At 62.4% G+C, this 25,045-nt stretch carries 25 protein-coding genes; 6 read left to right on the top strand and 19 right to left on the bottom strand.

From position 1 onward, the window contains the following. Nucleotides 1–48 precede the first annotated feature (48 nt). The 11 genes from OX460_RS16905 to OX460_RS16855 all read right to left on the bottom strand — a co-directional run bounded on the left by OX460_RS16905 (nucleotide 49) and on the right by OX460_RS16855 (nucleotide 10,659). The gene (locus OX460_RS16905; RefSeq protein ID WP_289899331.1) at nucleotides 49–1,002 is read right to left on the bottom strand and encodes a hypothetical protein; all 954 of its coding nucleotides are present in this window, start codon (nucleotides 1,000–1,002) and stop codon (nucleotides 49–51) included. Nucleotides 1,003–1,211: 209 nt separating this feature from the next. Next, nucleotides 1,212–1,586 (bottom strand): hypothetical protein, encoded by a 375-nt coding sequence (locus OX460_RS16900; RefSeq protein WP_046682297.1) that lies wholly within the window; start codon nucleotides 1,584–1,586, stop codon nucleotides 1,212–1,214. A 33-nt stretch (nucleotides 1,587–1,619) separates the two neighbouring features. After that, nucleotides 1,620–2,858 carry a TerD family protein gene (locus tag OX460_RS16895; protein WP_289899330.1) on the bottom strand — a complete coding sequence of 413 codons (1,239 nt, stop codon included), beginning with the start codon at nucleotides 2,856–2,858 and terminating at the stop codon, nucleotides 1,620–1,622. Then, nucleotides 2,855–3,841, bottom strand: coding sequence for an HpcH/HpaI aldolase/citrate lyase family protein (locus OX460_RS16890; RefSeq protein ID WP_289899329.1), 987 nt, complete (start codon nucleotides 3,839–3,841; stop codon nucleotides 2,855–2,857). The genes OX460_RS16895 and OX460_RS16890 overlap by 4 nt, the downstream gene beginning before the upstream one ends. After that, nucleotides 3,834–4,934: a cysteine protease StiP family protein gene (locus OX460_RS16885; RefSeq protein ID WP_289899328.1), complete on the bottom strand. Its 1,101-nt coding sequence runs from the start codon at nucleotides 4,932–4,934 to the stop codon at nucleotides 3,834–3,836. The genes OX460_RS16890 and OX460_RS16885 overlap by 8 nt, the downstream gene beginning before the upstream one ends. Beyond that, a complete protein-coding gene (locus tag OX460_RS16880) occupies nucleotides 4,931–5,683 on the bottom strand; it encodes an HAD family hydrolase (protein ID WP_099664997.1) in 753 nt (250 codons plus the stop codon). The genes OX460_RS16885 and OX460_RS16880 overlap by 4 nt, the downstream gene beginning before the upstream one ends. Next, the gene (locus tag OX460_RS16875; RefSeq protein WP_289899327.1) at nucleotides 5,661–6,818 is read right to left on the bottom strand and encodes a phosphoribosyltransferase domain-containing protein; all 1,158 of its coding nucleotides are present in this window, start codon (nucleotides 6,816–6,818) and stop codon (nucleotides 5,661–5,663) included. Before OX460_RS16875 ends, OX460_RS16880 begins: the two co-directional genes overlap by 23 nt. After that, the gene (locus tag OX460_RS16870) at nucleotides 6,815–7,852 is read right to left on the bottom strand and encodes an ATP-grasp domain-containing protein (RefSeq protein WP_289899326.1); all 1,038 of its coding nucleotides are present in this window, start codon (nucleotides 7,850–7,852) and stop codon (nucleotides 6,815–6,817) included. The genes OX460_RS16875 and OX460_RS16870 overlap by 4 nt, the downstream gene beginning before the upstream one ends. Nucleotides 7,853–7,951: 99 nt before the next feature. After that, a complete protein-coding gene (locus OX460_RS16865) occupies nucleotides 7,952–8,668 on the bottom strand; it encodes a TIGR00266 family protein (protein ID WP_070224704.1) in 717 nt (238 codons plus the stop codon). Between the two features lie 107 nt (nucleotides 8,669–8,775). Beyond that, complete coding sequence (locus tag OX460_RS16860; protein WP_046682304.1) at nucleotides 8,776–9,351, bottom strand: TerD family protein; 576 nt, start codon at nucleotides 9,349–9,351, stop codon at nucleotides 8,776–8,778. A gap of 225 nt (nucleotides 9,352–9,576) precedes the next feature. Then, entirely contained in the window at nucleotides 9,577–10,659 is a 1,083-nt protein-coding gene (locus OX460_RS16855; RefSeq protein ID WP_289899325.1) for a DUF475 domain-containing protein, read from the bottom strand. Nucleotides 10,660–10,894: 235 nt separating this feature from the next. Between OX460_RS16855 and OX460_RS16850 the strand changes: the two genes are divergently transcribed. The 3 genes from OX460_RS16850 (at nucleotide 10,895) to OX460_RS16840 (ending at nucleotide 15,957) form a co-directional block, all read left to right on the top strand. Beyond that, nucleotides 10,895–11,320 carry a divergent PAP2 family protein gene (locus tag OX460_RS16850; protein ID WP_289899324.1) on the top strand — a complete coding sequence of 142 codons (426 nt, stop codon included), beginning with the start codon at nucleotides 10,895–10,897 and terminating at the stop codon, nucleotides 11,318–11,320. 239 nt (nucleotides 11,321–11,559) lie between these two features. Next, nucleotides 11,560–12,732: an efflux RND transporter periplasmic adaptor subunit gene (locus OX460_RS16845; protein WP_077401247.1), complete on the top strand. Its 1,173-nt coding sequence runs from the start codon at nucleotides 11,560–11,562 to the stop codon at nucleotides 12,730–12,732. A gap of 3 nt (nucleotides 12,733–12,735) precedes the next feature. Beyond that, a complete protein-coding gene (locus tag OX460_RS16840; protein ID WP_099664991.1) occupies nucleotides 12,736–15,957 on the top strand; it encodes an efflux RND transporter permease subunit in 3,222 nt (1,073 codons plus the stop codon). Nucleotides 15,958–16,056: 99 nt separating this feature from the next. Here OX460_RS16840 and OX460_RS16835 read toward each other — a convergent pair whose 3' ends face one another. The 6 genes from OX460_RS16835 to OX460_RS16810 all read right to left on the bottom strand — a co-directional run bounded on the left by OX460_RS16835 (nucleotide 16,057) and on the right by OX460_RS16810 (nucleotide 22,092). Continuing rightward, nucleotides 16,057–16,380 carry a hypothetical protein gene (locus OX460_RS16835; RefSeq protein ID WP_251350917.1) on the bottom strand — a complete coding sequence of 108 codons (324 nt, stop codon included), beginning with the start codon at nucleotides 16,378–16,380 and terminating at the stop codon, nucleotides 16,057–16,059. A 236-nt stretch (nucleotides 16,381–16,616) separates the two neighbouring features. Then, on the bottom strand, nucleotides 16,617–17,540 hold the full coding sequence (locus tag OX460_RS16830) for an S-adenosyl-l-methionine hydroxide adenosyltransferase family protein (RefSeq protein ID WP_099664989.1): 924 nt from the start codon (nucleotides 17,538–17,540) through the stop codon (nucleotides 16,617–16,619). Between the two features lie 20 nt (nucleotides 17,541–17,560). Further along, complete coding sequence (locus tag OX460_RS16825; RefSeq protein WP_289899323.1) at nucleotides 17,561–20,074, bottom strand: TonB-dependent receptor; 2,514 nt, start codon at nucleotides 20,072–20,074, stop codon at nucleotides 17,561–17,563. A 112-nt stretch (nucleotides 20,075–20,186) separates the two neighbouring features. Beyond that, entirely contained in the window at nucleotides 20,187–20,384 is a 198-nt protein-coding gene (locus tag OX460_RS16820; protein WP_289899377.1) for a histidine phosphatase family protein, read from the bottom strand. Continuing rightward, nucleotides 20,315–20,611: a hypothetical protein gene (locus OX460_RS16815; RefSeq protein WP_289899380.1), complete on the bottom strand. Its 297-nt coding sequence runs from the start codon at nucleotides 20,609–20,611 to the stop codon at nucleotides 20,315–20,317. The genes OX460_RS16820 and OX460_RS16815 overlap by 70 nt, the downstream gene beginning before the upstream one ends. A gap of 80 nt (nucleotides 20,612–20,691) precedes the next feature. Beyond that, nucleotides 20,692–22,092, bottom strand: a complete 1,401-nt coding sequence (locus tag OX460_RS16810; protein ID WP_251350914.1) for a cation:dicarboxylase symporter family transporter — start codon at nucleotides 22,090–22,092, stop codon at nucleotides 20,692–20,694. A 262-nt stretch (nucleotides 22,093–22,354) separates the two neighbouring features. Between OX460_RS16810 and OX460_RS16805 the strand changes: the two genes are divergently transcribed. The 3 genes from OX460_RS16805 to OX460_RS16795 are packed head-to-tail and all read left to right on the top strand — an operon-like array spanning nucleotide 22,355 to nucleotide 23,774. Then, nucleotides 22,355–22,732 carry a nuclear transport factor 2 family protein gene (locus OX460_RS16805; RefSeq protein ID WP_251350913.1) on the top strand — a complete coding sequence of 126 codons (378 nt, stop codon included), beginning with the start codon at nucleotides 22,355–22,357 and terminating at the stop codon, nucleotides 22,730–22,732. Nucleotides 22,733–22,745: 13 nt separating this feature from the next. Continuing rightward, nucleotides 22,746–23,135 carry a hypothetical protein gene (locus OX460_RS16800; protein ID WP_289899322.1) on the top strand — a complete coding sequence of 130 codons (390 nt, stop codon included), beginning with the start codon at nucleotides 22,746–22,748 and terminating at the stop codon, nucleotides 23,133–23,135. Nucleotides 23,136–23,168: 33 nt separating this feature from the next. Further along, entirely contained in the window at nucleotides 23,169–23,774 is a 606-nt protein-coding gene (locus tag OX460_RS16795) for a hypothetical protein (RefSeq protein WP_289899321.1), read from the top strand. A 260-nt stretch (nucleotides 23,775–24,034) separates the two neighbouring features. Here OX460_RS16795 and OX460_RS16790 read toward each other — a convergent pair whose 3' ends face one another. After that, the gene (locus tag OX460_RS16790; protein ID WP_289899320.1) at nucleotides 24,035–24,643 is read right to left on the bottom strand and encodes a YigZ family protein; all 609 of its coding nucleotides are present in this window, start codon (nucleotides 24,641–24,643) and stop codon (nucleotides 24,035–24,037) included. A gap of 67 nt (nucleotides 24,644–24,710) precedes the next feature. Then, on the bottom strand, nucleotides 24,711–24,968 hold the full coding sequence (locus OX460_RS16785) for a hypothetical protein (RefSeq protein ID WP_289899319.1): 258 nt from the start codon (nucleotides 24,966–24,968) through the stop codon (nucleotides 24,711–24,713). Between the last annotated feature and the right edge of the window lie 77 nt (nucleotides 24,969–25,045).

Raw genomic sequence — 25,045 nt, 5'->3', positions numbered from 1 at the left:
CGCTGCGACCGACCCCAGTCCCAGGTTTGGGTTACGTCTGCATCTCGCTCAAAACTTCCGTCCCACCCCCACCAGCAGCACATCCGCATCGCGGTGGTAATCGGTGATGACCCGGTTCCACGCCACTTGCGCCACCCAGCGGCGGTTGACGTGGTAGCGGGCCGCGGCCGACAGCAAGCCTGTCAGGCGCGTTCCGTGGCCCTGGCTGTCGCGCCCGTCCCACGCCACGTACGGGCCGCCGCCCATGCCGAATTCCACCTTTTCATTGAGCGAGCGGATCAGCCACAGCTGGGCGGCCACGCCGCGCCGGTGCGCCAGGTCGGTGTTGCCTTCATCGAGGGCTGTGACGGTCCAGTCCACGTATTTTCCCGCCGCGCGCCGGTATTCCAGGGTGAAGGGGCGCGAGGACTCGGAGCGCAGGCTGTTGACGATGGTGTGGCCCGTCGCCAAGGTCAAGGTGTCGTCGTACGCCCAGTTCTGCAAGTGCAGCTTGGCGCCCGGCACGCCGTCATAGCGGTAGCCGGCGCCGAGCAGCAGGTGCGTGGTGTTGTCCTTGCCGTCCGGCTTGATGCGGTTGAGCTGCGCTTGCGCATACCAGCGGTTGTCGAATTGCCAGCGCGCCTGCAAGCTGACGATGGAGCCCCAGCCGTGGTCATTGTCAAAGTTATGCAGGCCGTCGTCGGTCCTGGCCGTGTCGAAGAAGAAGTAGCGGCCTACGCCGGCGCCCAGCATCAGGCCTTGCTCCACTTTTTTCGTGCGCAGCCAGGCCTGGCCCGCCATGCCGTCGCGGTGATGGTCTTGCGGATGGCCCTCGTTGATGTAGGACAGGCTGACGGCATTGTAGTTGCCCACCGGCTGCGTGTAGCTGATGGCGGCCACAAAGGTACGCTCATTGGTCGAGCTGACTTTCAGGGCGCCGGCCATGCCGGACAGGTCCTGCGCCCGGGCGGACAGGGGGTGCGAGGCGGCCAGCAGCGCCAGGACGATGAATGGTATGCGCATGACGTTTCCAGTGACGGGTGAATACACGCTAACGATCGGCTGGCGGAGCGACATGCGATGGCACAAGGATCTTGCACATTGACTACATTTGTAAACTGTTCAGCCAGAACTTGTCACAAGTGTACAAGAAAGTGAGAATGTGTGAGGCGCCGGCCTGGAAGGGCTGGCCGGCGCAGGATTGCTGGACTTGCGGGCGTATTGCTGTCTTATTACTGGCTCAATACGACTTTATCGGCAAAATATTCCGTCTCGCCGAAGCATTGCGTGGGCACGCCCTTGTGCTGGCTGTAGGTGACGAGGATGCGCTTGCCGGCGGCCGCCGTCAATTGCTTCGCCACTTCTTCATCGCGCACGCTGAACTGGAATTTTTCCGGGATGGTGCCCGGCAGCGCCGTCAGCAGCAATTCACCTTCCCATGTCTTGCAGATCCAGCCCCGCTTGGAGAACTTTTGCAGGTAGCCCGCCCGTTCGCCTTCCGAGTACGAGAAGCTGAGGGCCATCCACGTGTAGGCTGCCAGCAGCAGGAAGCCGGCCACGAGGAAGATGGCGAAGGCGAAGGTGACTTTTTTGGTCGTTGGGGTCATGTTAGGAGGTGAATTGTTTAATTGGAGAAAGAATTAATCTTTCCGTCCGGCTTTCCAGTTGAGACCAAAGTTGTAGCGCTCGTCCATCGCCTGGTGCGCCGTGATTTTACCTTGGCCGCCGAAGTATTCCACCAATTTTGTCACCTGCAGGTTGCCGCCGTGGTTTTCCAGCATGGCGATGGCGCACATGGCATGCTGGCTGTCGCTGTCGAGGCGCACTTCCACGGTTGGCTGGCCGGGAATTTCGATCGTCACGACGCCATCCGTGGCGGCCCAGTTCGGCACGCCTTCGTAGATGAACGCGTACACGAGCACGCGCTTGATCTGGTCGAAATGGGTGCCGTTGATGAAGATGTTTTCGCCGCTGCTGACGCTGCCCGTGCGGTCGTCGCCTTCCAGGTGGATGTACGGCGGACGGTCATATGCGCCCCAGCTGTTGCCCAGCGCCTGCACGGCGCTCTTGGCGCCGTTGCTCATTTCGAACAGACAGCCGATATCGAGGTCGATGCCGCCCGCACGGCCGGCCGGCTTGTTGAACAGCTTGCCGAGGAAGCCCGTGTCCAGCTTCGAGGTGGGCGCCTGGCCCTGCGACGCGTTCTGGTTCCAGTTCAGGTTGACGCGGATGCGGCCATAGCCGCCGCTGTCGCGCTTGTCGAGCGAAATCTTGTCGCCGCGCTTTTCCAGGCGGATCTTCGACAGCGAGATTTTATTCGCCGCCGGCGGGGCCGCTGGCGCAGGCACGGGAACCGGCGCCGGGGACGATTGCGCCGCCTCGCTGCCGCCGAAGTGCTTCAGCAGCGCCGCCAGGCCGCCCGCGAAACCCTGGCCCACGGCGCCGAAGCGCCAGCTGCCGTCGCGGCGATACAGTTCGCCGATGATGACGGCTTTTTCGTCCTGGAAGTCATTGCCCGTGAAGGCAAACGTGGCCGCCTGGCCCAGCGCCATGCTGGAATTTCCCAGCGCGCGCATGCTGCCCTGTTCCGTCGCCGCCGTGAAGACCAGCTTGTCGATGGAGGCGGGCAGGCGGGAAAGGTCGACCTGGAAGGTGGAGCGGGGGCCGTTCAGCTCCACTGTGATGGCGTTGTCCGGCGCGCTTTTCTGGTTGAAGAACACCATGTAGCGGTCGTCCGACAGCTTGCCGGCCGCATCGACGCCGAAGCAGCTGACGTCCACTTCCATCGAACCCGATACGATATCGAGCGTGACGGCAAACGGGCCATTCAAGCCCAGGTCAGCCAGTTTGCCTTTTTGTCCGCGTGTGAAATTGGTCATGGTCGTGCAATCCCTTCGTCGCTTGAGAGTTGAGTCAATGAGGTAGTCGGTGCGTGCGCCGGCGCCGTGTCGGCCGCATGGCGGATGCCGAACAGGCGCGCCTGCTCGATGATGCGCTGCGCCCAGCTGCTGTGCGTGGCCACTTCGCACATCGATTCCTGCATGCGGAACACGGCCGGGCTGTCCGGGTCGATGATGCGCAGCGCCAGTTCGATGTCCGACTGCGCCACCTGGTAGTGGCGTTCGATCTGCGGCACCTGGTCCGGGTGGATGGCCGTCTTGGCGATCATGCCGTGCGCCATGTCCTGCGCCACTTCCGCATCGAGCCAGCTGCCTTGCGACAGGTGCTCGAAGACGGGCGCCGTCAGCTGGAAGCCGTGCGGCTTGAAGATGGTCACGAGGCGGCCGATGACCTGTCCCAGCGGGGTTGAATAGATGGTGCCGCTGGTGGGGCGGCGCAAGCCCAGCAGGGCCAGCAGGTCGTTGCCGCCGATGCGCAGGGCCAGGATGCGGCGGCGCACTTCCGGCGCCGACAGGAGGAGGCGGAACTGCTTCATTTCCTCGTCGTCGAACACTTCCGCCGTTTCCAGGGTCGGCATCAGCAAATGGTGCGTGTGGCGCACCAGCTCGAAGTAGGCGGCGAAGTTGTGGCGCGTGGACTTGGGCAGCACGAAGCCGCTCAATTTGTCGGCGCCGGGCATGGACAGCACGCGCGCCAGCACCTCGAGATTGCGCACGCGCACGAAGCGCAAGGTGTCCGATTCGGCGCCCATGTTTTGCAGCGCCAGCGACAAATTGAACAGCGCGTAACTGAGGTCGCGTTCCGCGATGGCGTCTTCGGTGCAAAGTATGACCGAACGCAAATGGCTGAATTTGTCGCCATTGGCGATCGCCAGCAAATCCTTGTGCGTGGTCGGCACATACATGGAGGCGCCCAGCGCCGCCTTGTGTTCGCTTTGCGGGTGTAGGGAGTTGTTATCCATCGACTGCGCTCCTGATAAGGGCGACCGCCTGGTAAGGCAGCGCCGGTTCTACTGTGACGGGTATGGCTTTTTCCTGCGCCAGAAGCAGCAAATGTGCCACGTCCGGCGCATTCGTGTCGCGCACGATCAGGCGCTCGGGCACGCGGCGCAGCAGCACGCGGGTCGCTTCGCCGATGCCTGGCTTGATCAGGTTGATGTCGCTGATGCCGTACTCTTGCTGCGCCGCGGCCATGTAGGCTTGCGAGCTGGCCGCCATGGCGGGCGCATCGCTCGCTTCGGCCAGCGGGATGCCGCTGCTGGCGGCAATCGCCATGGCGTCGGCCACGAGGCCGTCGGCGAAGGCGCGCGACTGGTCGTGCTGTTCGAACTGTGCGTAGTACACGCAGCCGTGGAAGTCGTCCGGGCCGATGGCTTCATTCAACACGGAGCGGCTGACGAGGCCCGAGACGGTGGCATTCAAAATGCTCGACGGGATCAGGTAGTCGCTGGCCGAGGCGGCGCAGGCGGCCGTGCCGGCCAGGTCGGACAGCACGAACAGGCCGCCGTCGATCGCCGTGCCATGCGCCGCGTTGAAATCGTTGACGGCCTGGCGCAGTTCGCGCGAAATCACGCCCTTGCCCGTCCAGCCATCGACGAAGACGAGGGAGGCGTCACTGTGGCCCTGCGCCAGGATGTGCTGCAAGGCTTTCGCATCGATGCCGCGGTCGCGGATGATGGAGACGGAATAATGCCGGCACTCGCGCTGGAACACCTGGCGCAGCAAATGGCCCAGGATGACGCCCACGGGCGTGCCGGCGCGCGCCAGCGACACCAGCGTGACGGGCCCCGTGCGGCGCGCCGCGATCAGGGCCGCCAGGCGCAGGCAGTCGCGCGCCATCTGCAGGCGGTTGGCCGCGAACGCGCTCTGGAACAGGGCCAGGTAGGCGGGCGAGGGCAGGGATTCCGGCGACAGCATTTCGCTGTAGTGGCGCTGGCCCGACTGGATCAGCCGCTCCTTTTCGGCCAGGTCGAGGATGGGTTCGAGCGCCATCGGCGTGAGCAGAAACTCCACGTCTTCCTGCCGGTAGCTGCCGCTGAAATGCTGCTTGTTCATAGAGCCGCCACCGTAAGTGCCGCCAGCTGGGTGCCGTTGGGGATGATGGCGTAGTCGCAGGCGGCCATGAAGCGGGCGTCCGAACGGCTGTCGCCCATGCCGAAGCTGACGATGGGGCCGTGTTCGGCTTCCAGTTCCGCGCGCAGGTAAGCCACGGCGCGCGCCTTGTTCAAGGTCTTCGGCAGCACGGCCAGGTTGTTGCCGTTGCGGTGGATGAAGTAGTCGCTGCCTTCCGTGGCGATCCACTGCTGCAGCACCTGCTCTTCGATGTCGGCCAGGCGTTCGCCGCGCGCTTCATGGTCCTTGACGACGATGTAGAACGGCGTGTTGTAGTCTTCGATCAGACGCGCGCGCGAGGGCATGCCCGTTTTGGCCTGGAAATCGTCGATGATGCGCATGGCGTCCCGAAGGCCCGGCAAGGCCGTCTGCATGTCGTCCTGCATCAGGGACAGCCAGCCCGCGTCGAGCGCGCCGCCCGGCTGCAGCACGATGCCGCCGTAATCGAGCACGCTGTAACTGGTAAACGGCAGGTCGACGCGGCGGAAGGCGTCGCCATTTCTCGCCGTGGCGGGAATCAGGGTCATGCCGCTTTGCGCAAAGTCAAAGAAGGCGCGCTGGCGCGCCGTCGTAAACGAGCAGGCGTCGCCATTTTTCAGATAGGCGGCAGGCTGCAGGTCGGTCTCGCCGGGGCATTTTTTCGGGGTCTGGAACAGTGTGTCGTCCAGATCAACAAACAGGAATTTCTTCAATTTTGGTCTCTGACTGAAAGTGGAACAGGCGGCCATTGAGCTGGCCGGCGAGTTGCATGAGGGCCGGGCTGGCCGGGGTTTCATGGCAGATGAAAACGTGCTGGTATTGGCCGGGCGCCACGTTGTACAGGTAATTGGCGATGCCTTCGCCGTAATTGTCGTCGCAGCGGACGATGTGGCCGACGGAACCCCACGACAAAATCGGCGAGCGCGTGGTCGATTGCACCACCACGTTCTTGCCCAGGCTTTCCAATTCGCGCGCCAGCAGGAACGACGGATGCATGAATTCGCCCGTGCCCAGCACCAGCACGGAGTCGCCGGCGCCGATTTCCTGCGCCAGCTGCACCGCCAGGCCTTGCGGCGGATTCAAGGCGCGTCCCACGCCGATGCGGCCGAACGCGGGGCTGGCGCCCCGTTCCGCATTCGCCTCGAAGCGCTGCGCGCTGGCCGCCACGGGGGCCGGCGCATCGCCGGCCTGGAAGGCGTAGTGGCCGAAGAGCGCCGCGCCGATGCTGGTGGGCAGGCCGAAACGCTCACTCAAGCCCGCGTTGGCTGCCTGGCCCATGAAATTGGTGATCACGCCCAGGTGCAGTTTTTCCAGCTGCGGATAGCGCGCGCGGCACACTTGCACCAGGTTGGCGAAGGTGTTGCCGGTCGACGCTTCATCGTCGATCAGCACCAGGCTGCGCGCGGTGGAAAACAGGGCGCTGGCCGCGTCCGACAAATGCAGGAACTGGCGCGGCGCGTGGCTGTGCGATTCCTCGAATTCGAAAAAAGGCACGCTGCCCACGCGGTAGCGCGAGCTGTGCAAGAACAGGGCCTTGCCATTCGGGTTCGCGCGCAGCCACGCCTCGAACACGCCCTGGCCCAGGCCGACGGCCGTTTCCGCCATGGCGATGAAGACGACGGGACCGGGCAGGCTGGGGGGAATCTGCGCTGCCAGGTCGTCGTGGATGGTTTGCATGGCGCGCGGCGTGACGGGCCAGTGCTTGCCCAGCACCTTGGACAGGAACAAAAAGCCCCGCTTGGCGTTGGCGCGCGCGGCAAAGCCGATCAGCCAATCCAGCGGAAAGCGCGCCTCGTCCACTTTCAAGGTCAGTTCGCCCGTGGGCATCTGCTGCTTGACGAGGTTCATGGCAGCTCCACGGCGTAGGCGGCTTCGCCCACGCGCATGCCTTCCTGGATGGCGGGCACGGTGAGCTTGTCAAAGCCCTGGTCGAAACCGGCCAGCGCCAGGTAGGGCAGGTTGGGACCGGCCGCGCACGCCATGCCGATGCCGCCCGACATGCGCGGGTTGATCTCCAACAAGGCCAGGCCATTCGCGCCTTCGCGGAACTGGATGTTGAAGACGCCATTCAGGCGGTAGTCGCGCGCCAGTTTGTCGCAGGCCGCCAGCAAGTCGGCGCGCAGCTCGATCAGCTGGCCGCTGCCGCCCCCGTGCAGCTTCTTGCGCGGCACGGCGCAAATGAGCTTGCCCTGGTCGGCGACGCAGTCGGCGCTGTATTCGTGGCCATCGAGGTATTCCATCAGCAGCAGGGTCTTGAACGTTTCCATCTGCGCCAGGCCGTTGCGCAGCTCTTGCGCATTGATCTGGTAGGCGGCGCCGGCCAGCAGCAGCTGGGCGCTGGTGCGCTCTTCATCGAGAATGGCAAAGCCCAGGGCATACACGGATTCGGATGGCTTGATGCACAGCTTGCGATGCAGCGGGCGCAGTTCGGCGCACGCGGCGTCGTATTCGGCGATGTTTGTGACGGCGCGGTAGTCGGCCGGGCGCGCCATGGGCAGATCGAGGCCGTCGCAGAAGCGCGCCTTGTCATGCATCAGGGTCAAGGTCTCTTCGCTGGCCACGCTGAGCACGCGCGTGCCGATGGCGGCGAAGCGCGCGCTGGCGCTGCCGATCAGGCCTGCTTCCTTGCCGGGCCAGAAAATCGTGATACCCCGGTCGCGGCAAAATTCCAGGCACCACTCGACATAATCGAGACCCGTGAGGCCGGACGGTTCGACCGCGTATTCGTGGGCCGCCAGGAAGGCGGCCGCGTGCGCGTTCGTATTGCTGCATACGAGGTGATAGCGGGGCGCACCGTTTGTCGCGGCCATATCGGCCTCGCGGATCAGGCGCATGGCCGTGCCGACGGAGGAAAATGTTTTGTTGAACCAGACTCTTTGCATGTACGGGGACCGGGTGGAAATAGGGGGAAGCCGCGCGCAGGTGCGCGCGCGGGGATTCTAAGCGGCCAGACTTAACCTGGCCTTAGAGAGGAGGGGGAATCAGCCGGCTTTGCCGCTGGCCGTCCACTTCAGGAAGGCGTCGCGGTTGCGCGAGCAGATGAACACCTTGCCCGAGCCGGAAAAGCGCAGCACGATGCCTTCGCCGCTGGTCACGCTGTTGACGATATTGCCGAGGAAGCCGCCGATGCCGCCGCCGCCCGAACCGCCGCCCGTGGTCACGGAAATCTCGTATTTCAGGCTATTGTCCCAGCACACGACGTGGGAATTGTCGATCACGACATCCTTGCCCGGCTCGACGTCGAGCTGGAACATGGAGCCGAAGCCCGACACCACCACTTGTCCCGTGCCGGCCGTCTCCATGACGAAGAAGCCGCCCGACTGGGCGAACAAGGCGTTGCCGATGCTTTGCGTGCGCACCTTCATTTCCGTGCCCGAGGTGGCGGCGACAAAGGCGCCGTCGTTGAGCAGGTACTGGCGCGCGCCCACGTCGACTACTTCGATGGCGCCCGGCAGGGTAGGCGAGAGCAGGCAATCGCCGCTGCCGCGCACCGCTTCGATGTGCTGCTGGAAGAACGATTCGCCATTCGCGAAGCGGCGCATGATGGCACTGCCCAGGCCGCCCGTCATCTTGCCTTTCAAGTCCAGCGCCGTTTCCATCATCACCATCGCATCGGATTCGCAATAGATGGTTTCGCCCTGTTTCATGCTGACGTGGAGGAAAGGATCGACGTCGCCCGTGACACTAAATACTGGCATGATAAATCTCCAAAAAAAAAGCCGCCTGAACTGTGCAGGCGGCAGTGATGATATGACACTAGTCCAATTCACCGCAGAAAGCCAGGCAGGCTTTCTGCGTGTGAATTTTAGGCATTGACGCCGAACGAGCGGGCCAGTGGGCCCAGGCCGCCGTTGAAGCCCTGGCCGATAGCCTTGAACTTCCATTCGCCGTTGTAGCGGTAGATTTCGCCAAAGATCATCGCCGTTTCCGTCGAGCTGTCTTCGGACAGGTCGTAGCGGGCGATTTCTTTTTCGCCTTCCGCGTTCAGGCAGCGGATGAAGGCTTTCGACACCATGCCGAAGTTCTGGCGGCGCGCGTCGGCGTCGTGAATGGTGACGGTGATGCTGATGCGGTCGATGTCGGCTGGTACGCGGGTCAGGTCGATTTCGATGCGCTCATCGTCGCCTTCGCCTTCGCCCGTGGTGTTGTCGCCCGTGTGGACGACGGAGCCGTCGGTCGACTTCAGGTTGTTGTAGAAAATGAAGTCAGAGTCGCCACGGACTTTGCCGTCGCTTTTCAGGAGGAAAGCGCTACCGTCAAGGTCGAAGGTGGCGCCGTCCGTCGAACGAGGATCCCAGCCGAGGCCGACGATGATCTTCTTCAGGTTCGGTGCTTCCTTGCTCAGGTTGACGTTGCCGCCTTTTTGCAAACTGATTGCCATGTGGTGCTCCTTTTCAGTAATTAACTCAAAACGCCAATCAAAACCTACTGCGCGTCGTAATTTGCGGCCTCCGATGCTCACTGTACCTTCGTACAGTTGCGCTTCTCTGCCACAACTTCCTTCCGCTCGCTACGGTTTTGTCAGGCGTTGTTAAACATGCCTTCATGGGATGAGCGCAAGGCGCTCGTGCCATTACTTCCTCAAATGGGGGCGGAACCCCCGATTTCAAGCTTGTGCCGCGTGCCGTTTGCGATAACGCAAGGATGACCACAGCGAGACCAGGATGAAGGCCACGCCCGACAGGCCCGTGAACCACTCCGGAATATGGTACTTGACGGACGCCAGCATGATCAAGGCGAGGATGCCGATCGCATAGTGAGCGCCGTGCTCCAGGTAGACGAATTCGTCCAGCGTGCCCTTGTGCACCAGGTATACCGTCATCGAGCGCACGAACATGGCGCCGATGGCCAGGCCCAGCATGATGATGACGACGTCGTTGGTGATGGCGAACGCGCCGATCACGCCGTCAAAGCTGAACGAGGCGTCCAGCACTTCCAGGTACAGGAAGCCGCCGATGCTGCCGCGCGCCACGGTTTTTACCAGGTCGCCATTGCCGTTCCTGGCCGGCGCGGCGTTTTCTTCTGCGTCATCCTGCAAGTCCGGTTCGCCTTCTTCCAGCAAGCCGCTGATCCAGTTCACGCCGATGTAGACGGCGATGCCGACGATGCCCGACGCGAGCACGCTGTATTTTTGCTGCACGGGGCCCATCGCCACGCAGGCAGCCACGGCGCCCATGGTGATCAGCACGGCCAGGCTTTCGGTGCCCAGCGCGTTGACTTTTTCCTCGGCCCAGCCCAGCCAGTGCAATTCCTTCTCGTCGTCGAACAGGAAGTTCAGGAACACCAGCAGCAGGAAGGCGCCGCCGAAGGCTGCCACTTGCGCATGGTTGTCCGTCAGGTGCTTGGCGTACACATCGGGCGTCGTGGTGGCCATGGTCCATACGTCGACGAGGCCCAGGCCCGTGGCGACGGAAACGATGACCAATGGAAACAGCAGCCGCATACCGAAGACGGCCACGAGGATACCTACCGTCAAGAACAGTTTTTGCCAGAATTCATTCCAGTGACGCAAGACCGAGGCATTCACCACTGCATTGTCGAACGACAGCGACACTTCCATGATGCCCAGCACGCCCGTGATCCACAGCGCCTGGATCAGGCCCGGCATGCCGCCATGGCTGTAACCCCACCAGCCTGACACAGCCATCAGGATAAAAGTGACTAAAAAGGAAATTCTGAAATGCCGCATGAGTACCCCGTTGCAAGTATGAAAGACGTTTGATTATCCGCGCCGCTGTGTGCGCCGCACTGAGTGTTGATATACGTCAATTGTTGTATATGCCATGATTTTATATTAGTTGCCGCCGGGGGCGGCGTTTTATAGGCTGACGACAGACAGTTCTGCTGGCGCGGATGTTCTGCGATAATTGCGGCGCGCCTGTCTCCCCTGACACACCCTATACATATATAAGAAGGAATACCCCGTGGATATCGCTTACCTCGTCACGCCCCTGATCACCTGGATCCTGGTCGGACCGATCAAATTCCTGATCAACAGTGTCCGCACGCGGCAATGGGCGTTCGGCCTGGTCGGCAATGGCGGCTTTCCCAGCAACCATAGTGCCGTCGTGTCCAGCATGGCGACCCTGATCGCCTTGCGCGAAGGCATCGGCCATCCCGCCTTCGGCGTGGCAGTGACCCTGGCCTTCATCGTCATCATCGACGCCAACAGCCTGCGCCAGCACGTGGGCAAGCAGGCGGCCGCCATCAACCGCCTGGCCAAGGAAGCGGCCAGCCCCGCGCATACCTGGTTGCGCGAGCGCATGGGCCATACCCTGGTGGAAATCGCCGGCGGCCTGTGCACGGGCGTGGCCATCGGTTTCCTGATCAACACCGTTTTCGGCCGCTAAGTTCGCTTCCCCTGAAACGCAAAACCCCGCTTCAAGGCGGGGTTTTGCGTTTCAGGGCGTAAAAACTACGTTTCATCCATTGATTAAAGCATTCAGGAAACCGCCGATTGACATGCCCGGATGCGCTCATGGATACTTTGGCGCTTGTGGTTTTAATAAAAATATTATGCTTGCTATCGCTTGCAGCCCTATCCGGGCCGCGGGAACGGTAGTGGTGCTATCTATCCGGAGAATTACCCATGTTGCGCAAAACCCTGTTTGTTCTGGCAATCGCTTCTGCCCTGGCCGCCTGCGGCAAAGAGTCCAAAGATCCCGGCAAGGGCGGCAAGAATGCCAAGGAACAGGCGGGCGCTGCCGCCAATTTGCTCGTGTCCCCGGAAGACTTGCTGACCATCCAGAGCAATGCGCTGGCGTCGGGGCCGGTCATCACCGGCTCCGTGCAACCCGAGCGCAACGCGGACTTGCGCGCCGAAGTGTCGGCCGTGGTGATCCAGGTCATGAAGGAAAATGGTGAAATCGTCAAGCGGGGCGACGTGCTGGTGCGCCTGGACGAAACGTCCATCCGCGACGGCCTCAATTCGGCCGAGGAAGCCAGCCGCGCCGCCGGCCAGGTGCTGGAGCAGTCCGAACGCATGTTCCAGCGCATGAAAACCCTGCGCGCTTCGGGCATGACGTCGACGCAGGCGCTGGAAGACGCGGAAATCCGCCGCAACAATGCGCAAAGCGATCTGTCCGCCGCGAAAAGCCGCGCCGTGCAAGCGCGCCAGCAGTTGCAGCGCACCCTCGTGCGCGCGCCGTTCGACGGCATCGTGAGCGAGCGCAAGGTATCGAATGGCGATACGGCGCAAATCGGCAAGGAATTGATCAAGGTCATCGATCCAACCAGCATGCGCCTGGAAGGCCTGGTGTCGGCCGACAAGATCGGCGTCGTCAAGGTGGGCCAGCCGGTATTGTTCCGCATCAATGGTTATCCGGGACAGGATTTCGCGGGCAAGGTGCGCCGCGTCGATCCGGCCGCCAACGCCGTCACGCGCCAGGTGGCCGTGCTCGTCGATTTCAATGACAAGGAACAACCGCGCGTGGCCGGCCTGTATGCGGAAGGTCGTATCGAGACGGAAACCGTCAGCGCGCTGATGATCCCCGACTCGGCCCTGGTGAAGGCGGGCGACGTCACGTACACGTGGAAAGTCAAGGACAAGGCTTTGCATAAAGTTAACTTGCGTATCGGCGCGCGCGACGTGCGTACGGGCCAGTGGGAAGTGCAAAGCGGCCTGGCCAGCGGCGATACCGTGCTGCGCACGCCGGGCTCGACCTTCAAGGATGGGCAGAAAGTGGAATTGACGGCCGCCAAGGCCGTGCCAGCCGCCGCCGTGGCCAGCAGCAGCACCGCCGTTGCCGGTAAAGGAAACTAAGCCATGTTCCTTTCCGATTTCAGTATCAAGCGGCCCACCGCCACCATCGTCCTGATCCTGGCCATGATGTGCGTCGGCTTGCTGGCGCTCAAGAAATTGCGCGTCAACCAGAACCCGGACGTCGAAGTACCGTTCATCGTCGTCAGCATTCCTTACCCCGGCGCGTCGCCCGACACGGTCGAGCGCGAAGTGGTGAACCGCCTGGAAAAGTCCTTGCAAAGCATTTCCGGCGTGACCGAAGTCAACAGCGATTCGAATGAAGGTTCGGCCAGCATCTTCCTGAAGTTTTCCTTCAATACCAATTTGATCGAAGCGTCCGACAATATCCGCAATGCGATTGCCGCCGTGCGCTACAAGTTGCCGACGGAAATGCGCGAACCTATCCTGCAGCGCATCGATCCGGCTGCAGAGCCCATCATGCAGCTGGCCCTGTCGTCGAATACGCAAAGCCATGCGGAAATTTCGCGCCTGGCCGAGGACGTGCTGTCGGACCGCTTCCGCACCGTCGATGGCGTGGCGCTGGTCAACGTGGGCGGTTCGCTCAAGCGCGAACTGTCCGTGCTGCTGCGGGCGGAAAAGTTGCGTGAATACAATGTTTCCGTCAGCGACGTCGTCACCGCCTTGCGCAACCAGAACACGAATGCGCCCGTGGGCAAGGTGCGCGGCACCCTGGACGAGAAAAGCATCCGCCTCGTGGGCCGCATCGAGTCGCCAAGCGACTTCGAAAAAGTGGTAATCAAGCGCCGCGGCGAGGAAATCGTCCGTCTGGCGCAAGTGGCCACCATCGAAGATGGCTTTGCCGAAGTCAACAGCCTGAGCATGCGCAGCGGCAAGCCCAACGTGGGCATTTCGATCACCCGCGTGCGCGACGCTTCCACCGTCAGCGTGGCCAACAAGATCCGCGACATGGTGGCGGAAATCAACAAGACCTTGCCGAAAGGCACGATCCTGCAAGTGACGCGCGACGGCGGCGAAAACGCCCAGCATAGCTTGAACAATGTGATCGAATCGCTGGTACTGGGCGCCGTGCTGACGATTTTCGTCGTCTACGCCTTCCTGAACTCGTGGCGTTCGACCCTGATCACGGCGCTGAGCCTGCCTACGTCCGTGATTGCCGCCTTCATTGCCGTGTGGCTGTGCGGCTTTACCCTGAACTTCATGACCTTGCTGGGCTTGTCGCTGGCCATTGGCGTGCTGATCGATGATGCCATCGTCGTGCGTGAAAACATCGTGCGCCACATGCAAATGGGCAAGGACCGCCGCACGGCCGCGCTGGAAGGCACGGCCGAGATCGGCATGGCCGTGGCCGCCACGACCTTCTCCATCATCGCCGTCTTCATTCCCGTCGCGTTCATGCCCGGCATCTCCGGCGAGTGGTTCCGTCCATTTGCCTTGACGGTGACGTGCTCGGTACTGGTCAGCCTGGGCATCTCGTTTACGCTCGACCCGATGTTGTCGGCTTACTGGGGCGACCCGGTCGAGGAACACTCGGCGCCGAAAAAAGGCATCGGCCGCGTACTGGAAAAATTCAATCACTGGTTCGACCACCAGGCCGACCGTTATGGCCGCGTGATCGCCTGGGCCCTGCATCATCGCCGCTGGATGGCCGTGATCGCCTTCGGCAGCCTGGTAGGCGCCATCGTCCTGCACGCTACCCATGGCGGCACGAGTTTCCTGCCAGCATCCGATTCGGGCAACTTGATGATCAATGTGCGCACCCCATCGTCGAGCAGCATCGAGTATTCGCGTTTGAAACTGGAAGCGGCGGCCGTGCTGGCGCGTACCTTGCCTGAAACCAAGGATACCAACAGTTCCATCAATGCGGGCGGCGGAAGAGTGTATGTCGACATCGGCAAGCGCAATACCCGCAAGCGTTCGGCCAAGGAAATCGCCGTCGAGCTGCGCGAAAAGATGTCCCGCCTGGTGGGCGCCGAATACGTGGTGCAGGATGACTTGAGCAACGGTTCGCAAAAACCGATCCAGGTGGAATTCACGGGCCCGGATTCGCGCAAATTGATGGAAATCACGAATGCCTATATGGATAAGCTGCGTGCCATTCCCGGCGCCGTCGACGTGGGCCTGTCCGAGCAAGACCCGAAGAACGAGCTGCAGATCGAGCTGAACCGCGGCTTGGCCAACTCGATGGGCATTTCCGTCAATGACGCGGCGCAATCGTTGCGCGTGGCCTTTGCCGGCGTGGAAGTGGGCGACTGGGTCGATCCGACGGGCGAAACGCGCGACGTGGCCGTGCGCCTGCATCCCGATGACCGCGTGGCATCGGAAAACATCGAGCGCCTGCCGATCAGCGTGACGGGGACTTCGCAAATGGTCCCGCTCGACCAGATCGCCACCATCACCATGGGCAAGGGCCCTTCCGGCATCGAACACAAGAATGGCAAGCGCACGATTACCGTGTCGGCCAATGCGCAAGGCCGCTCGAATGGCGAAGTGACGAGCGACGCCATGAAGCTGGCCAACTCCATCGACTTCCCGCCCGGCTACGGCCTGGCGCTTGGCGGCGCCGGCCAGGATCAACAAGAGCTGTTCACGGAAATGCTGATCGCGCTGGTGATGGGTATCGGCCTGATGTATTTGATCCTGGTCATGCAGTTTGGTTCCTTTACGGCGCCGGTGGCCGTGATGATGTCCTTGCCGCTGAGCCTGATCGGTGTGGTGGTGGCGCTGGTGATCACGAACAACACCCTCAACCTGATGAGCTTTATCGGCATCATCATGCTGATGGGTCTGGTCGCCAAGAACGCCATCCTGCTGCTGGACGCGGCGCGCAAGCGCGAGGAAGAGGGCCATGGCCGCGAAGACGCGCTGATGTATGCGGGCCGCATGCGTCTGCGCCCCATCCTGATGACGACGTTTGCGCTGATCGCCGGCATGTTCCCCGTGGCGCTGGGCCTGGGCGAGGGCGGCGAGTTCTACCGTCCATTGGCGATCGCCATCATCGGCGGCACCATCACCTCGACGATTCTGACCCTGCTGGTCGTGCCGACCTTCTACGACAGCATCGAAATCGCCCGCGACGGCGCCGTGGCCAAGTTCCACCGCCGCGCCGCGCGCATGCCCGTGGCCGTAGCCATGCTCTTGACCTTGATCGAGTGCGTGCTGACCCTGCTGCTGGTGCGCTTCGCCTACCGCATGCTGAAAAAGGCCGTGCTGTTCCTGATGGGACGCCGCACGCCGAAGGCGACGTCGGTCAGCCTGCAAAAGTAAAACCGGGCCAAGGCCAGCTTGCGCTGCGCCGTGGTATTTCGAGAGCCTTCCGCGGAAGGCTCTTTTTTTTGCCTGCCCGGTTGGCCAGGATGCGGCGCGCTAGCTGTTGCGCGGTGGCGGCGTGGTTCCTGTACCCGTGCCTGTGCCGTTGCCTGGCGGCGTGGTGGAGGGCGGGGTGGTCGTGCCATCGGGGTTGGTGGTGGTGCCCGGTGCCATCCCTGGCGTGGCCGGCGTGGTGGCGTCCGGATTGGTCGTGCCCGTGGTGCCGGACGTGCCGCTGGTGGCGGGCGGCGTTGCCGGAGCGGTGGCGGCGGGAGTGGCGGTGGTGCTGGTATCGTTGCGCTTGTTGCAACCGCCCAGCAGCGCACAGACGATGGCGCTGCCGAGGACGAGCTTGCTGGTGGTCAGGAGTGGAGCCGTCATGATTGTTCCTTTTCAGTGAAAGACTGTCGTGGAAACGCATGCCTCGCCAGATTGCGTATCTGGAACAAGGCTGGCATCGCTTGCAAGGTTTAGAGTAGGCGGGCCGGTACTGGTTCACCGGACTTGCACAGGCGCGGTGCTGGCGGAGACGGGGAGCGCGCTGCGTTTGACGCAGCGCAAATCCGCAAGGGATACGGGGTGGGCCAGGACAGGACGTCCTGGCCGCGCAAGACGATTTATTTGGCGGCAGGGGCCTTGCTCACTTCCACTTCCCAATCCACGCCCGACTCGACGTGATGCTTGGCGGCAAAGTCGCCCTGGCTGATGGCGACGGCCACGTCGAGCAGGCTGTTCAGGTAGACGAGGGGCTTGCCTTTGGCCACGCCGCCAAACGTGTGCTCGAACGGTGCCGTGACCTTGGCCACTTGCTTGCCCTTGTGCAAGATGCGTACTTGCAGCGGGTCGTGCAGTTTTACCTGCAATTCATCGAGCAGGGATTTCGGAATGTTCGTCCACACATTGCCGTATTTCACATCCAGTACGGGCACGATGCCGCGAATCGTGTTGCCATCGCGTACAGGCTTTTGATACGCGATCTTCACCACGGATTCGCTCGGCAATTGCGGACCCACCTGTTCATAGCTGATGGCGCCCGACGCCAGGCGCGCACCCACGTACGCGTACACGTCGCGGCCATGGAAGGTGTAGGACTCGGCGGAGCCAGCCAGGCGGTTGACCTTTTCATCGATTTCGCGCAGTTCGGCCACGCCGTCGCGCTCGGCGATCAGGGTGAACAGGCCATTGTCCGGCCCCACGAAGTAGCGCCCGCCCTTGGTTTTCAGCACCACCGACTTGCGCGCCGTGCCCACGCCCGGATCGATGACGGAAACGAATACCGTGCCTTGCGGCCAGTAATTGGCCGTCTGGTACAAGCGGTAGGCGCCCAGCCAGATATCGTAGTCGGGAATCTGGTGCGTCAGGTCCGAAATGGTCAGCTGCGGATCGACGCCATAAGCGACGCCATGCATGGCCGACACGGCGCCATCGGCCGTGCCGAAGTCCGTCATCAGCACCAGCGGCGCGCCGGCCTGGGCGGACGACAGCAGGAGGGCGCTCAGGCAGGTGCCGGCGACGAGGTGGGAGAGGCGTTTGATGATCATGATTTCCTTTGTATCCGGTGTCAGAACGTGTAGCTTAATTTAGCGTAAAAGTACGCGCCATTGACGCCGATGGGGTTGATGAAATTGTAGGGCAGGGCGCCGCCATACGTGGCGTTATTCGTTTCCCGCACGCGCTGCGGATAGCGGTCGAGGATGTTGTTGCCGCCCACGCTCAAGGTCAGTTGCTTGCTCAGTTTCAATTGACCTTCCAGATCCAGCGACCAGACGGCGCCGAAGCGCTGGGCGGGGATGCCGTCGATCAAGGGGGCATCGCTGTCGTACGAAAAATCTTTCAGCTCGCCAAAGCGCGTGGCGCGCGCCTGCACGCCCCAGCCGGCCGCCTGCCAGTCGGCGCCGAGGATTAATTTGCTGGACGGTGACGCATGTTTGATGCGGAACAAACTCGTCTCCGTCAGCAGGGTCAGACTGGGATCGATGTTGGCCAGCGCAGCGGAACTCTGGCGTACCTTGTCAAGGCTGGTCTTGTTCAGGTTCAGCGCCGCATTCAGGTTCAGCTTGCCTGAGGTGAACGTCAGGTCGTGGTTCAGCACCACGTCCAGGCCCTTGGTCCGTGTGTCGAGCAGGTTGGCCAGGTAGGCCACGGACTGGATGTCGCTGCGGTCATTGGCGGCCAGGTAGGCCGTGACGGCGTCGCTTTGCAAGTCGCTCGAACGCGTGATGCGGTCGCGGATGCGGATCACATAGGCGTCTACCGTCACGCTGGTGGCGGCGGCCGGTTTCCAGGCCAGGCCCAGCGAGACGTTGGTCGATTTTTCAGGTTTCAGCTGTTGCGCGCCGAAGCTGCGCGCCAGCGGGTCGCTGGCCGGCAGCAGGGCCGCCGTTTGCAGAGCCGTGCCATCGGCGTTGAAGTTCAGGGTGGCGAAGCGGAAACCCGTCTGCACGAGGGCCGGCGCGCGGAAACTGTTCGACAGCGAACCGCGCAGGAGGAAGTTGTCCGTCACTTTATAACGCGTCGACAGCTTGCCCGTGCTGGCGCTGCCGAAGTCGCTGTAATCGGAATAGCGGGCGGCGGCGCCTACCAGCAGGCGCGGCGTGAGGTCGCTTTCCACGTCCGCATACACGGAGCGGATTTGCCGGCTGCCGTCGTAGGCGTCCGAAGGGCGCAAGCCTGGTCCTGCCTGCGCTCCCGGCGGCGCATCGGTAAAGCTGCCGGCGGCATACGAGGCAGGGTCGCCAGCCGAGCTGGTGTAGGTTTCGCGCATCCATTCGGCGCCCACCGCCAGGCTCAAGGGGGCGGGCAAGCCGATGTCGATGCTGCGCGTGGCATCGAGATTCAAGGCGTTCTGGCGGAAGTCGAAGCCTGCCAAATTAAAACGCGTGGGGCTGGCAGCACCCAGCGAGGCGTTGACGGAGTGGCTCACGCCGTAGTCAAAGCGGTCGCTGCCATGGCGCGCACTGACGTCCCAGTTCCACTCGCCCCAGCTGCCACGCACGCCGGCCACGATGCTGAGGTCGCGCTTGTCGCCGTTGGTGACGGGGCGGTAGCCGTTCGGATACAGGGCCGGTACATTCGACGGGTCGCCCGGATAGCGGAAGTAGGCGCTGCCGTCCGATGTGCGCTCGTTGAGGGTGGCAAACGAGTACAGGTCCAGGCCGTTATCCAGGGTGAGCTGGGTGTTGTAGAACAGATAGTGGTTGCGCTGGCGCGAGTCGCCCGACTTGAATACCACCTTGCCGTCGAGCGCTTGGTCGGCTGGCGTGAAGTTGTAGGAAGTCCAGCCCGCGTCGCTGGGGCCGGCACGTTCCGTGGGCGAGCGGCGCCGCGTTTCCGCGCCGAAGCGGAAGAATCCCGCCTCGCCCAACGGCACGCCATAGTCGGCGTTGACGATGACGGTCTGGCCATCCGTCATGGTTTGATCGGTCGGGTCGAAATGCGTGTGGTTGGCGCCATAGCTGATGGACGCGGCGCCGCCCGTACGGGCCTTCTTCAGCACGATGTTGATCACGCCCGCCACGGCATCGCTGCCGTACTGGGCGCCGGCGCCGTCGCGCAGGATTTCGATATGGTCGATGGCGTTCGGCGGAATGGCGTTGATGTCCACCGGCACGGTGCCGGCAAAGCTGCTTTCCGTGTCGAGCACGGCGCTCGTGTGGCGGCGCTTGCCGTTGATCAGCACCAGCACCTGGTCGGGCGCCAGTCCCCGCAACTGGATGCCGCGCACGGAGTCCGATGCGCCGCTCGACTCGATGCGGGGGAAGTTGATCGACGGCGACAGGTTTTGCAGGGCCGCGCCCACGTCGCCCGTCGCCAGCGCATTGCTCACTTCGCGCGCGCCGAAACGGTCGATGGGCACGCTGCTGTCGAACACGGTGCGGTTGCGCGCGCGCGAGCCGACGACCGTGACCTGGTCGATGCCGGCGCCCGCCGTTTCAGCGGCAGCGCCTGTGCCGGCGGTGGCTTGCGCGTCCTGGGCCCAGGCGGACGGTGCGCCCAGCATGGCGCAGGCCAGCACGATGGCGCGCAGCGGCGTGGCGGGAAGGGAGGCGGGGGCGGATGAATGGCGCGGATGCAAGGCGGTGTCCTTTGGGCTCGATTAGTGTCGGTGTGGAAACAGTTGCCATGAGCTTAAGGGAGGCGCCCGCCCGCGCTAACGATTCTTTCTGGATATGCTTATGCTGTTGTTTTTATGCCGTTATGACCCTCCGTTCAGGATTTCGGCGCGGCCGGCATGTCGGGCTGGGCCGTGACTTGTGTGCCGGCCGCTTCCAGCGGTCGAGGATGCCGAACTCCCTTTCACGCAGGCGCTCGTCGGCTACCACGCAGGGGAGGCTGTCCGCACCGATGCGCGCCAGCACGGCTTGTGCTGTACGCCGGGCCCGCATGTAGGGCGAGTACAGCACGACGGTTGCCTGTTGTTCAGGGGGGGGGCGAACCAGTCGGCCAGGGCTTGCGCCTGGCACGCGCCCAGGTCGGAGAGGGGCACATCGCCACCGCGCTCGGCGATGGCGATCAGTAGCTGTTTTTCCGCTTCAGCGGCATCGCGCGCCACGTCACCGGCACTTTGGCTGTGACGCACGATCCAGATGTGCTGCGGCCATTTCTGTTTCATCGCCTTGCGCCTCCCTCCATGTTTATTGTCAATCAATATGGAGGGAGGCGGCAAGGCGCGGCGCGCCGCTGGATACGTTCCTAGGCGGCGTGTTCCGCTTCGTCCAGGTCGGGCGCGTCGTCGCTGTTGTAGACGGCCAGGTCGGTTTGTCCCATGACCCGGCTGGTGACGGTGCCCGCCGTGATCGAACCGCTCACGTTCAAGGCCGTGCGGCCCATGTCGATCAGCGGTTCGACGGAGATCAGCAAGCCGGCCAGCGCGACGGGCAAGTCCATCGCCGACAGCACGATCAGGGCGGCAAACGTGGCGCCGCCGCCCACGCCGGCCACGCCGACGGAACCGATGGTGATGATGGCCAGCAATGGCAGCAGGAAGCTGATCGTGAACGGGTCGACGCCGACGGTGGGCGCGATCATGACGGCCAGCATGGCGGGATAGATGCCGGCGCAGCCGTTCTGGCCGATGGTGGAACCGAACGAGGCAGCGAAGTTGGCGATGCCTTCCGGCGTGCCCAGGCGCTGGGTTTGCGTCTGCACGCTCATCGGGATCGAACCGGCGCTGGTGCGCGAGGTGAACGCGAAGGCCAGCACGGGGAAGACTTTTTTCACGAAGCGCAGCGGGTTCAGGCCCACGCCGGCAATGATGGCCAGGTGCACGAGGAACATCAAGATCAGCGCGCTGTACGAGGCGACGACGAAGTTGATCAATTTCAAGATGTCCGTGTAGCTCGATGAGGCCACCACTTCAAACATCAGCGCGAACACGCCGTACGGCGTCAGGCGCAGCACCAGGGTGACCATGCGCATGACGATGGCGTGCGCCACTTTCATGAAGTTTTCGAAGGATGCGAAAATTTCCGGCTTCTTGGCGGCAATGCCCGTGGCCGAGATGCCGATGAAGATGGAAAACACGACCACGGCGATGGTCGACGTCTTGCGCGCGCCCGTCATGTCGAGGAAGGGGTTGGTCGGCACGAAGCTGACCAGCAGTTTCGGCAGCGACAGGGCCTTCGCCGTTTCCAGCGAGCCTTGCAGCTGCACGCCGCGCGCCACTTCGGCGGCGCTCGACGTCAGGCCGACAGCCGTCAGGCCGAACAGCTTGGCCATCAAAATGCCCAGCGCAGCGGCGACCGTGGTGGTGATGAGCAGGGTGCCGATGGTCAGCGCGCTGATCTTGCCCAGGGAACTCGCGTCCTTGAGTTTCAATATGGCGGAGATGATGGACACCATGATCAGCGGCATGATGATCATTTGCAGCAATTTCACATAGCCGCTGCCGACGATGTCGATGTATTCATTGGTGCCGGCGATGATGGGCGAGCCGGCGCCGTACAGCCACTGCACGGCCGCACCGAGCAGCACGCCCAGGCCCAGGCCCGTGAAGACGCGCACGGTAAACGTCGCGTGTTTGCGTTGCTGGTGGAACATGAAGGCGAAGACGATCAGCGCAACGAGCAGGTTCAGAATGATGTTAATTGCCATAAGTGGGCCTTATCTTGGTTTTATTCGAGACTGCGGAGAGCACGTGGAACTTTGCTACCAGTAACTTTCGCTCTTGCCCCGGGCGAAAGGGCAAGCACTGTACAGTACTATGGTGGCGTTTTGCGCAATACCGCTGCGAATATTACGCTATATGAATATGCTCCACAGGCATAAGTCTTCCGGCGGATTGTGGAAAACACGATTTCATGCCAGCATGTTTTGCTTATTTATTAATATTGTGCAACTTATTTCAAGGAAAAAGATGAATGCTTTAACGGAAGTGCAGGTACTTGATGCGGAAGAACGCTTGCGTCTGGCCATGATGGCCTCCGACGTTGCGGTACTGAAAGATTTGCTGGCCGATGACTTGTTGTTTACCAATCACCTGGGGCATTTGCTGAGCAAGCATGCGGACCTGGCCGCGCACGAGCAGCGCTTGCTGACCATCACGGACTTGCGCGCGTCCGAGCGCCATGTGCGCGTCAACGGCCACGTGGCCGTCGTTTCCGTGCGCATGCAATTGACGGGCAGCTATCACGACGTGGAAACGCATGGCGACTTCCGTTTTACGCGCGTCTGGGCGCAGGATGCGGCCGGCGCGCTGCAAGTGATCGCCGCCCATTCCGGCGTCGTGGCTTGAGGAGCAAGATTTAGTGGATCATCGTTCCAAAGGGCAGCTGTTGGAAGCTGTCATCGCCGCCGGCCCGGCCACCCTGGCCATCACGGCCGGCTATCCCGTGCTGCTGTATAACCTGGTGCGCACTTGGTCTGACGCCCCCGGCGCCAATGCGCTGGCCGCGTTGCTGCTGACGGGCGGCCTGTGGGCCTTGCTGGAATTCTGGCGCATCGCGCTGGCGACGGTGGCGCGCAAGGCATACGCGTTCAACTGGCGCTTCTGGCTGGCCATCGCCAGTTTTCTCGCCTGCTTCGTGCGTTTCGTGCCGGACATGCCGGCCGGACTGATGTTGTTGCTGATGGTGCTGCCGGCGCTGGCGTGGACGCATTTCATCTTGTTGCAGATCAAGCGCCCGCGCAAGGCTTGATTGCTGGAAGTGTCGTAGCGGGAGCGATATAGCATGAGCGAAATCCAAAAACTGGGCGAGCAATTCCACGCGATAGCGTCGAAATCCGATTTTTTCATGGCGACGTATGTGGATGCCGTCAAACTGCGCGTGGCGCGAACGCTGATCAGCAAAGGGCTGTTATGTAATGTCAGGCCATTCGAAGCCCAAAGGGCCGGCTTCAAGCCGGGAAAAGAGCTGAAGTCGCTGCCCGCGACGCTGAAAGATACTCATGTCTACTATTTCGATGGGGAAGGCAAGGTCATCCTGGTGGAAAGCTATGGCGGATCTGCTGCCATCATCAACAGGAGCTTCTATTTTCATGAGCGCGGCGAACTGAAAAGCGTGCATTTCAATGCGGGAGGGAGCTTGAGGAATGTCATGCTCAGTTTTCTTGACGGGGCACGCATCGCGCAGGACATCAATTTCGGGAAATTTGGCGAAGGGACTTACGATTATCTGTATGAGGATGATCGCCTCCATTCCATCATGGTCCGGCAGAGAGAGCATGGCCAGGAAAACCATACCGGATATCAGATTCTGTTCGGCTATGTGGACGGACAGCTGGAGAATATTCTTCACGTGTTTGCGAATGGATATCAGGAGCAGCGCTATCCATGACGATGGTGGTTTTTAAGGCAAGGCCATGAAAAAACACATGTGGCATCTGTATTCTTGTGGGACAGATGTGGTGGACGCCAATGAAGCGTGGGCGAGCGGGCATGCCGGTGCGGGCATCTGTACAGCCTGCGGAAATTATATGCCCGGGAATGAAGGCGATTTCGCCGTGGTGGTGGATCAGCGTATTCCGGCAAAAGCGGATATGTTTTCCATGGGGCGCTTGTCGCCGTCCATCATGTCCGCCAGACTGCAGCAGTTGATTATGACTGGTCCTCGCCATCCTGCGCGTCCAGCCACTGTATCCGTCCATTCCCCGCCTCCAGCAGGTGGGCGAGCAGGGCGGTGGCCGCCGTTTCAGGCAGGCTGAAGTCGAACAGTACGTCTGCGCCGTGTTCCACGTTCAGCAAGGTGGCGCCGGCGCCGTCGAGTTCGCGGCGCAGCATGCCTTCCATCGCATACGGCACCGTGCAGCGCAGGGACCTTTGACGCACGATGGCCGTCTTTTCCGCCTGCAACAACGCTTGCGCCACGCTGTCCGTGTAGGCGCGCACGAGGCCGCCCGCGCCCAGCTTGATGCCGCCAAAGTAGCGCACGACGGTCGCCAGCACGCCTTCCAGGTCCTGGTGGCGCAGCACGTCGAGCATGGGCCGCCCGGCCGTGCCGCTCGGCTCGCCATCGTCGACGGCTGCCGATTGCCCGCCCGCCAGCAGCGCCCAGCACACATGGCAGGCGCCCGGATGCTGCGCCTTCAAATCGTTGACCACCTGCTGCGCGCTGGCGCGGTCCGTCATGGGCTGCACGCAGCCGATGAAACGGCTTTTCTTGATGATCAGTTCGCTGTGGACGGGGGCGGCAATGGTAAACGGCATGGCGGGTGCGAAGGCGGGCAAAGCAGCATGATAGAGGAAATGCGCGCCCGCGACGAGCCAGTGCCGCCTATGTGGCCGATGGCGATACCAGTTCGCGCAGCGCAGCATCGCGCACTTGCACGATGTCGAACAGTCCCAGTGCGTGCAGGGCGGGCAGGACGTCGAGGATGTCGCGTTCGGCGCTGCTGCGCTCGGCGTCGCTGCTGGCCTCATCCAGCCATAGCCTGGCATTCGCGAGGAAGGCGCCCACCGTGCCCTTGCGCACGGTGACGCCATTGAACTGGCCCTGGTTTTGTTGATCGGGTAAGACGTCTTCTGCACGCATGATGCACTCCTGAATGTCGAAAGACTCCACTGTATGATGGCGGAATTGTCTTGCCTGCGTTGTTTATGACTATCGAT

Source organism: Janthinobacterium sp. SUN033, assembly GCF_030397595.1.
Lineage (GTDB): Bacteria > Pseudomonadota > Gammaproteobacteria > Burkholderiales > Burkholderiaceae_D > Janthinobacterium > Janthinobacterium kumbetense.
Note: the sequence above shows the minus strand (reverse complement) of the source record. Positions and strands in the feature narration are given on the sequence as shown.

Coding starts and splice junctions, on each gene's coding strand:
- OX460_RS16905 (WP_289899331.1), bottom strand. CDS start 1,002: ATGCGCATACCATTCATCGTCCTGGCGCTGCTGGCCGCCTCGCACCCC.
- OX460_RS16900 (WP_046682297.1), bottom strand. CDS start 1,586: ATGACCCCAACGACCAAAAAAGTCACCTTCGCCTTCGCCATCTTCCTC.
- OX460_RS16895 (WP_289899330.1), bottom strand. CDS start 2,858: ATGACCAATTTCACACGCGGACAAAAAGGCAAACTGGCTGACCTGGGC.
- OX460_RS16890 (WP_289899329.1), bottom strand. CDS start 3,841: ATGGATAACAACTCCCTACACCCGCAAAGCGAACACAAGGCGGCGCTG.
- OX460_RS16885 (WP_289899328.1), bottom strand. CDS start 4,934: ATGAACAAGCAGCATTTCAGCGGCAGCTACCGGCAGGAAGACGTGGAG.
- OX460_RS16875 (WP_289899327.1), bottom strand. CDS start 6,818: ATGAACCTCGTCAAGCAGCAGATGCCCACGGGCGAACTGACCTTGAAA.
- OX460_RS16870 (WP_289899326.1), bottom strand. CDS start 7,852: ATGCAAAGAGTCTGGTTCAACAAAACATTTTCCTCCGTCGGCACGGCC.
- OX460_RS16865 (WP_070224704.1), bottom strand. CDS start 8,668: ATGCCAGTATTTAGTGTCACGGGCGACGTCGATCCTTTCCTCCACGTC.
- OX460_RS16860 (WP_046682304.1), bottom strand. CDS start 9,351: ATGGCAATCAGTTTGCAAAAAGGCGGCAACGTCAACCTGAGCAAGGAA.
- OX460_RS16855 (WP_289899325.1), bottom strand. CDS start 10,659: ATGCGGCATTTCAGAATTTCCTTTTTAGTCACTTTTATCCTGATGGCT.
- OX460_RS16845 (WP_077401247.1), top strand. CDS start 11,560: ATGTTGCGCAAAACCCTGTTTGTTCTGGCAATCGCTTCTGCCCTGGCC.
- OX460_RS16840 (WP_099664991.1), top strand. CDS start 12,736: ATGTTCCTTTCCGATTTCAGTATCAAGCGGCCCACCGCCACCATCGTC.
- OX460_RS16835 (WP_251350917.1), bottom strand. CDS start 16,380: ATGACGGCTCCACTCCTGACCACCAGCAAGCTCGTCCTCGGCAGCGCC.
- OX460_RS16830 (WP_099664989.1), bottom strand. CDS start 17,540: ATGATCATCAAACGCCTCTCCCACCTCGTCGCCGGCACCTGCCTGAGC.
- OX460_RS16820 (WP_289899377.1), bottom strand. CDS start 20,384: ATGCGGGCCCGGCGTACAGCACAAGCCGTGCTGGCGCGCATCGGTGCG.
- OX460_RS16815 (WP_289899380.1), bottom strand. CDS start 20,611: ATGAAACAGAAATGGCCGCAGCACATCTGGATCGTGCGTCACAGCCAA.
- OX460_RS16810 (WP_251350914.1), bottom strand. CDS start 22,092: ATGGCAATTAACATCATTCTGAACCTGCTCGTTGCGCTGATCGTCTTC.
- OX460_RS16805 (WP_251350913.1), top strand. CDS start 22,355: ATGAATGCTTTAACGGAAGTGCAGGTACTTGATGCGGAAGAACGCTTG.
- OX460_RS16795 (WP_289899321.1), top strand. CDS start 23,169: ATGAGCGAAATCCAAAAACTGGGCGAGCAATTCCACGCGATAGCGTCG.
- OX460_RS16790 (WP_289899320.1), bottom strand. CDS start 24,643: ATGCCGTTTACCATTGCCGCCCCCGTCCACAGCGAACTGATCATCAAG.
- OX460_RS16785 (WP_289899319.1), bottom strand. CDS start 24,968: ATGCGTGCAGAAGACGTCTTACCCGATCAACAAAACCAGGGCCAGTTC.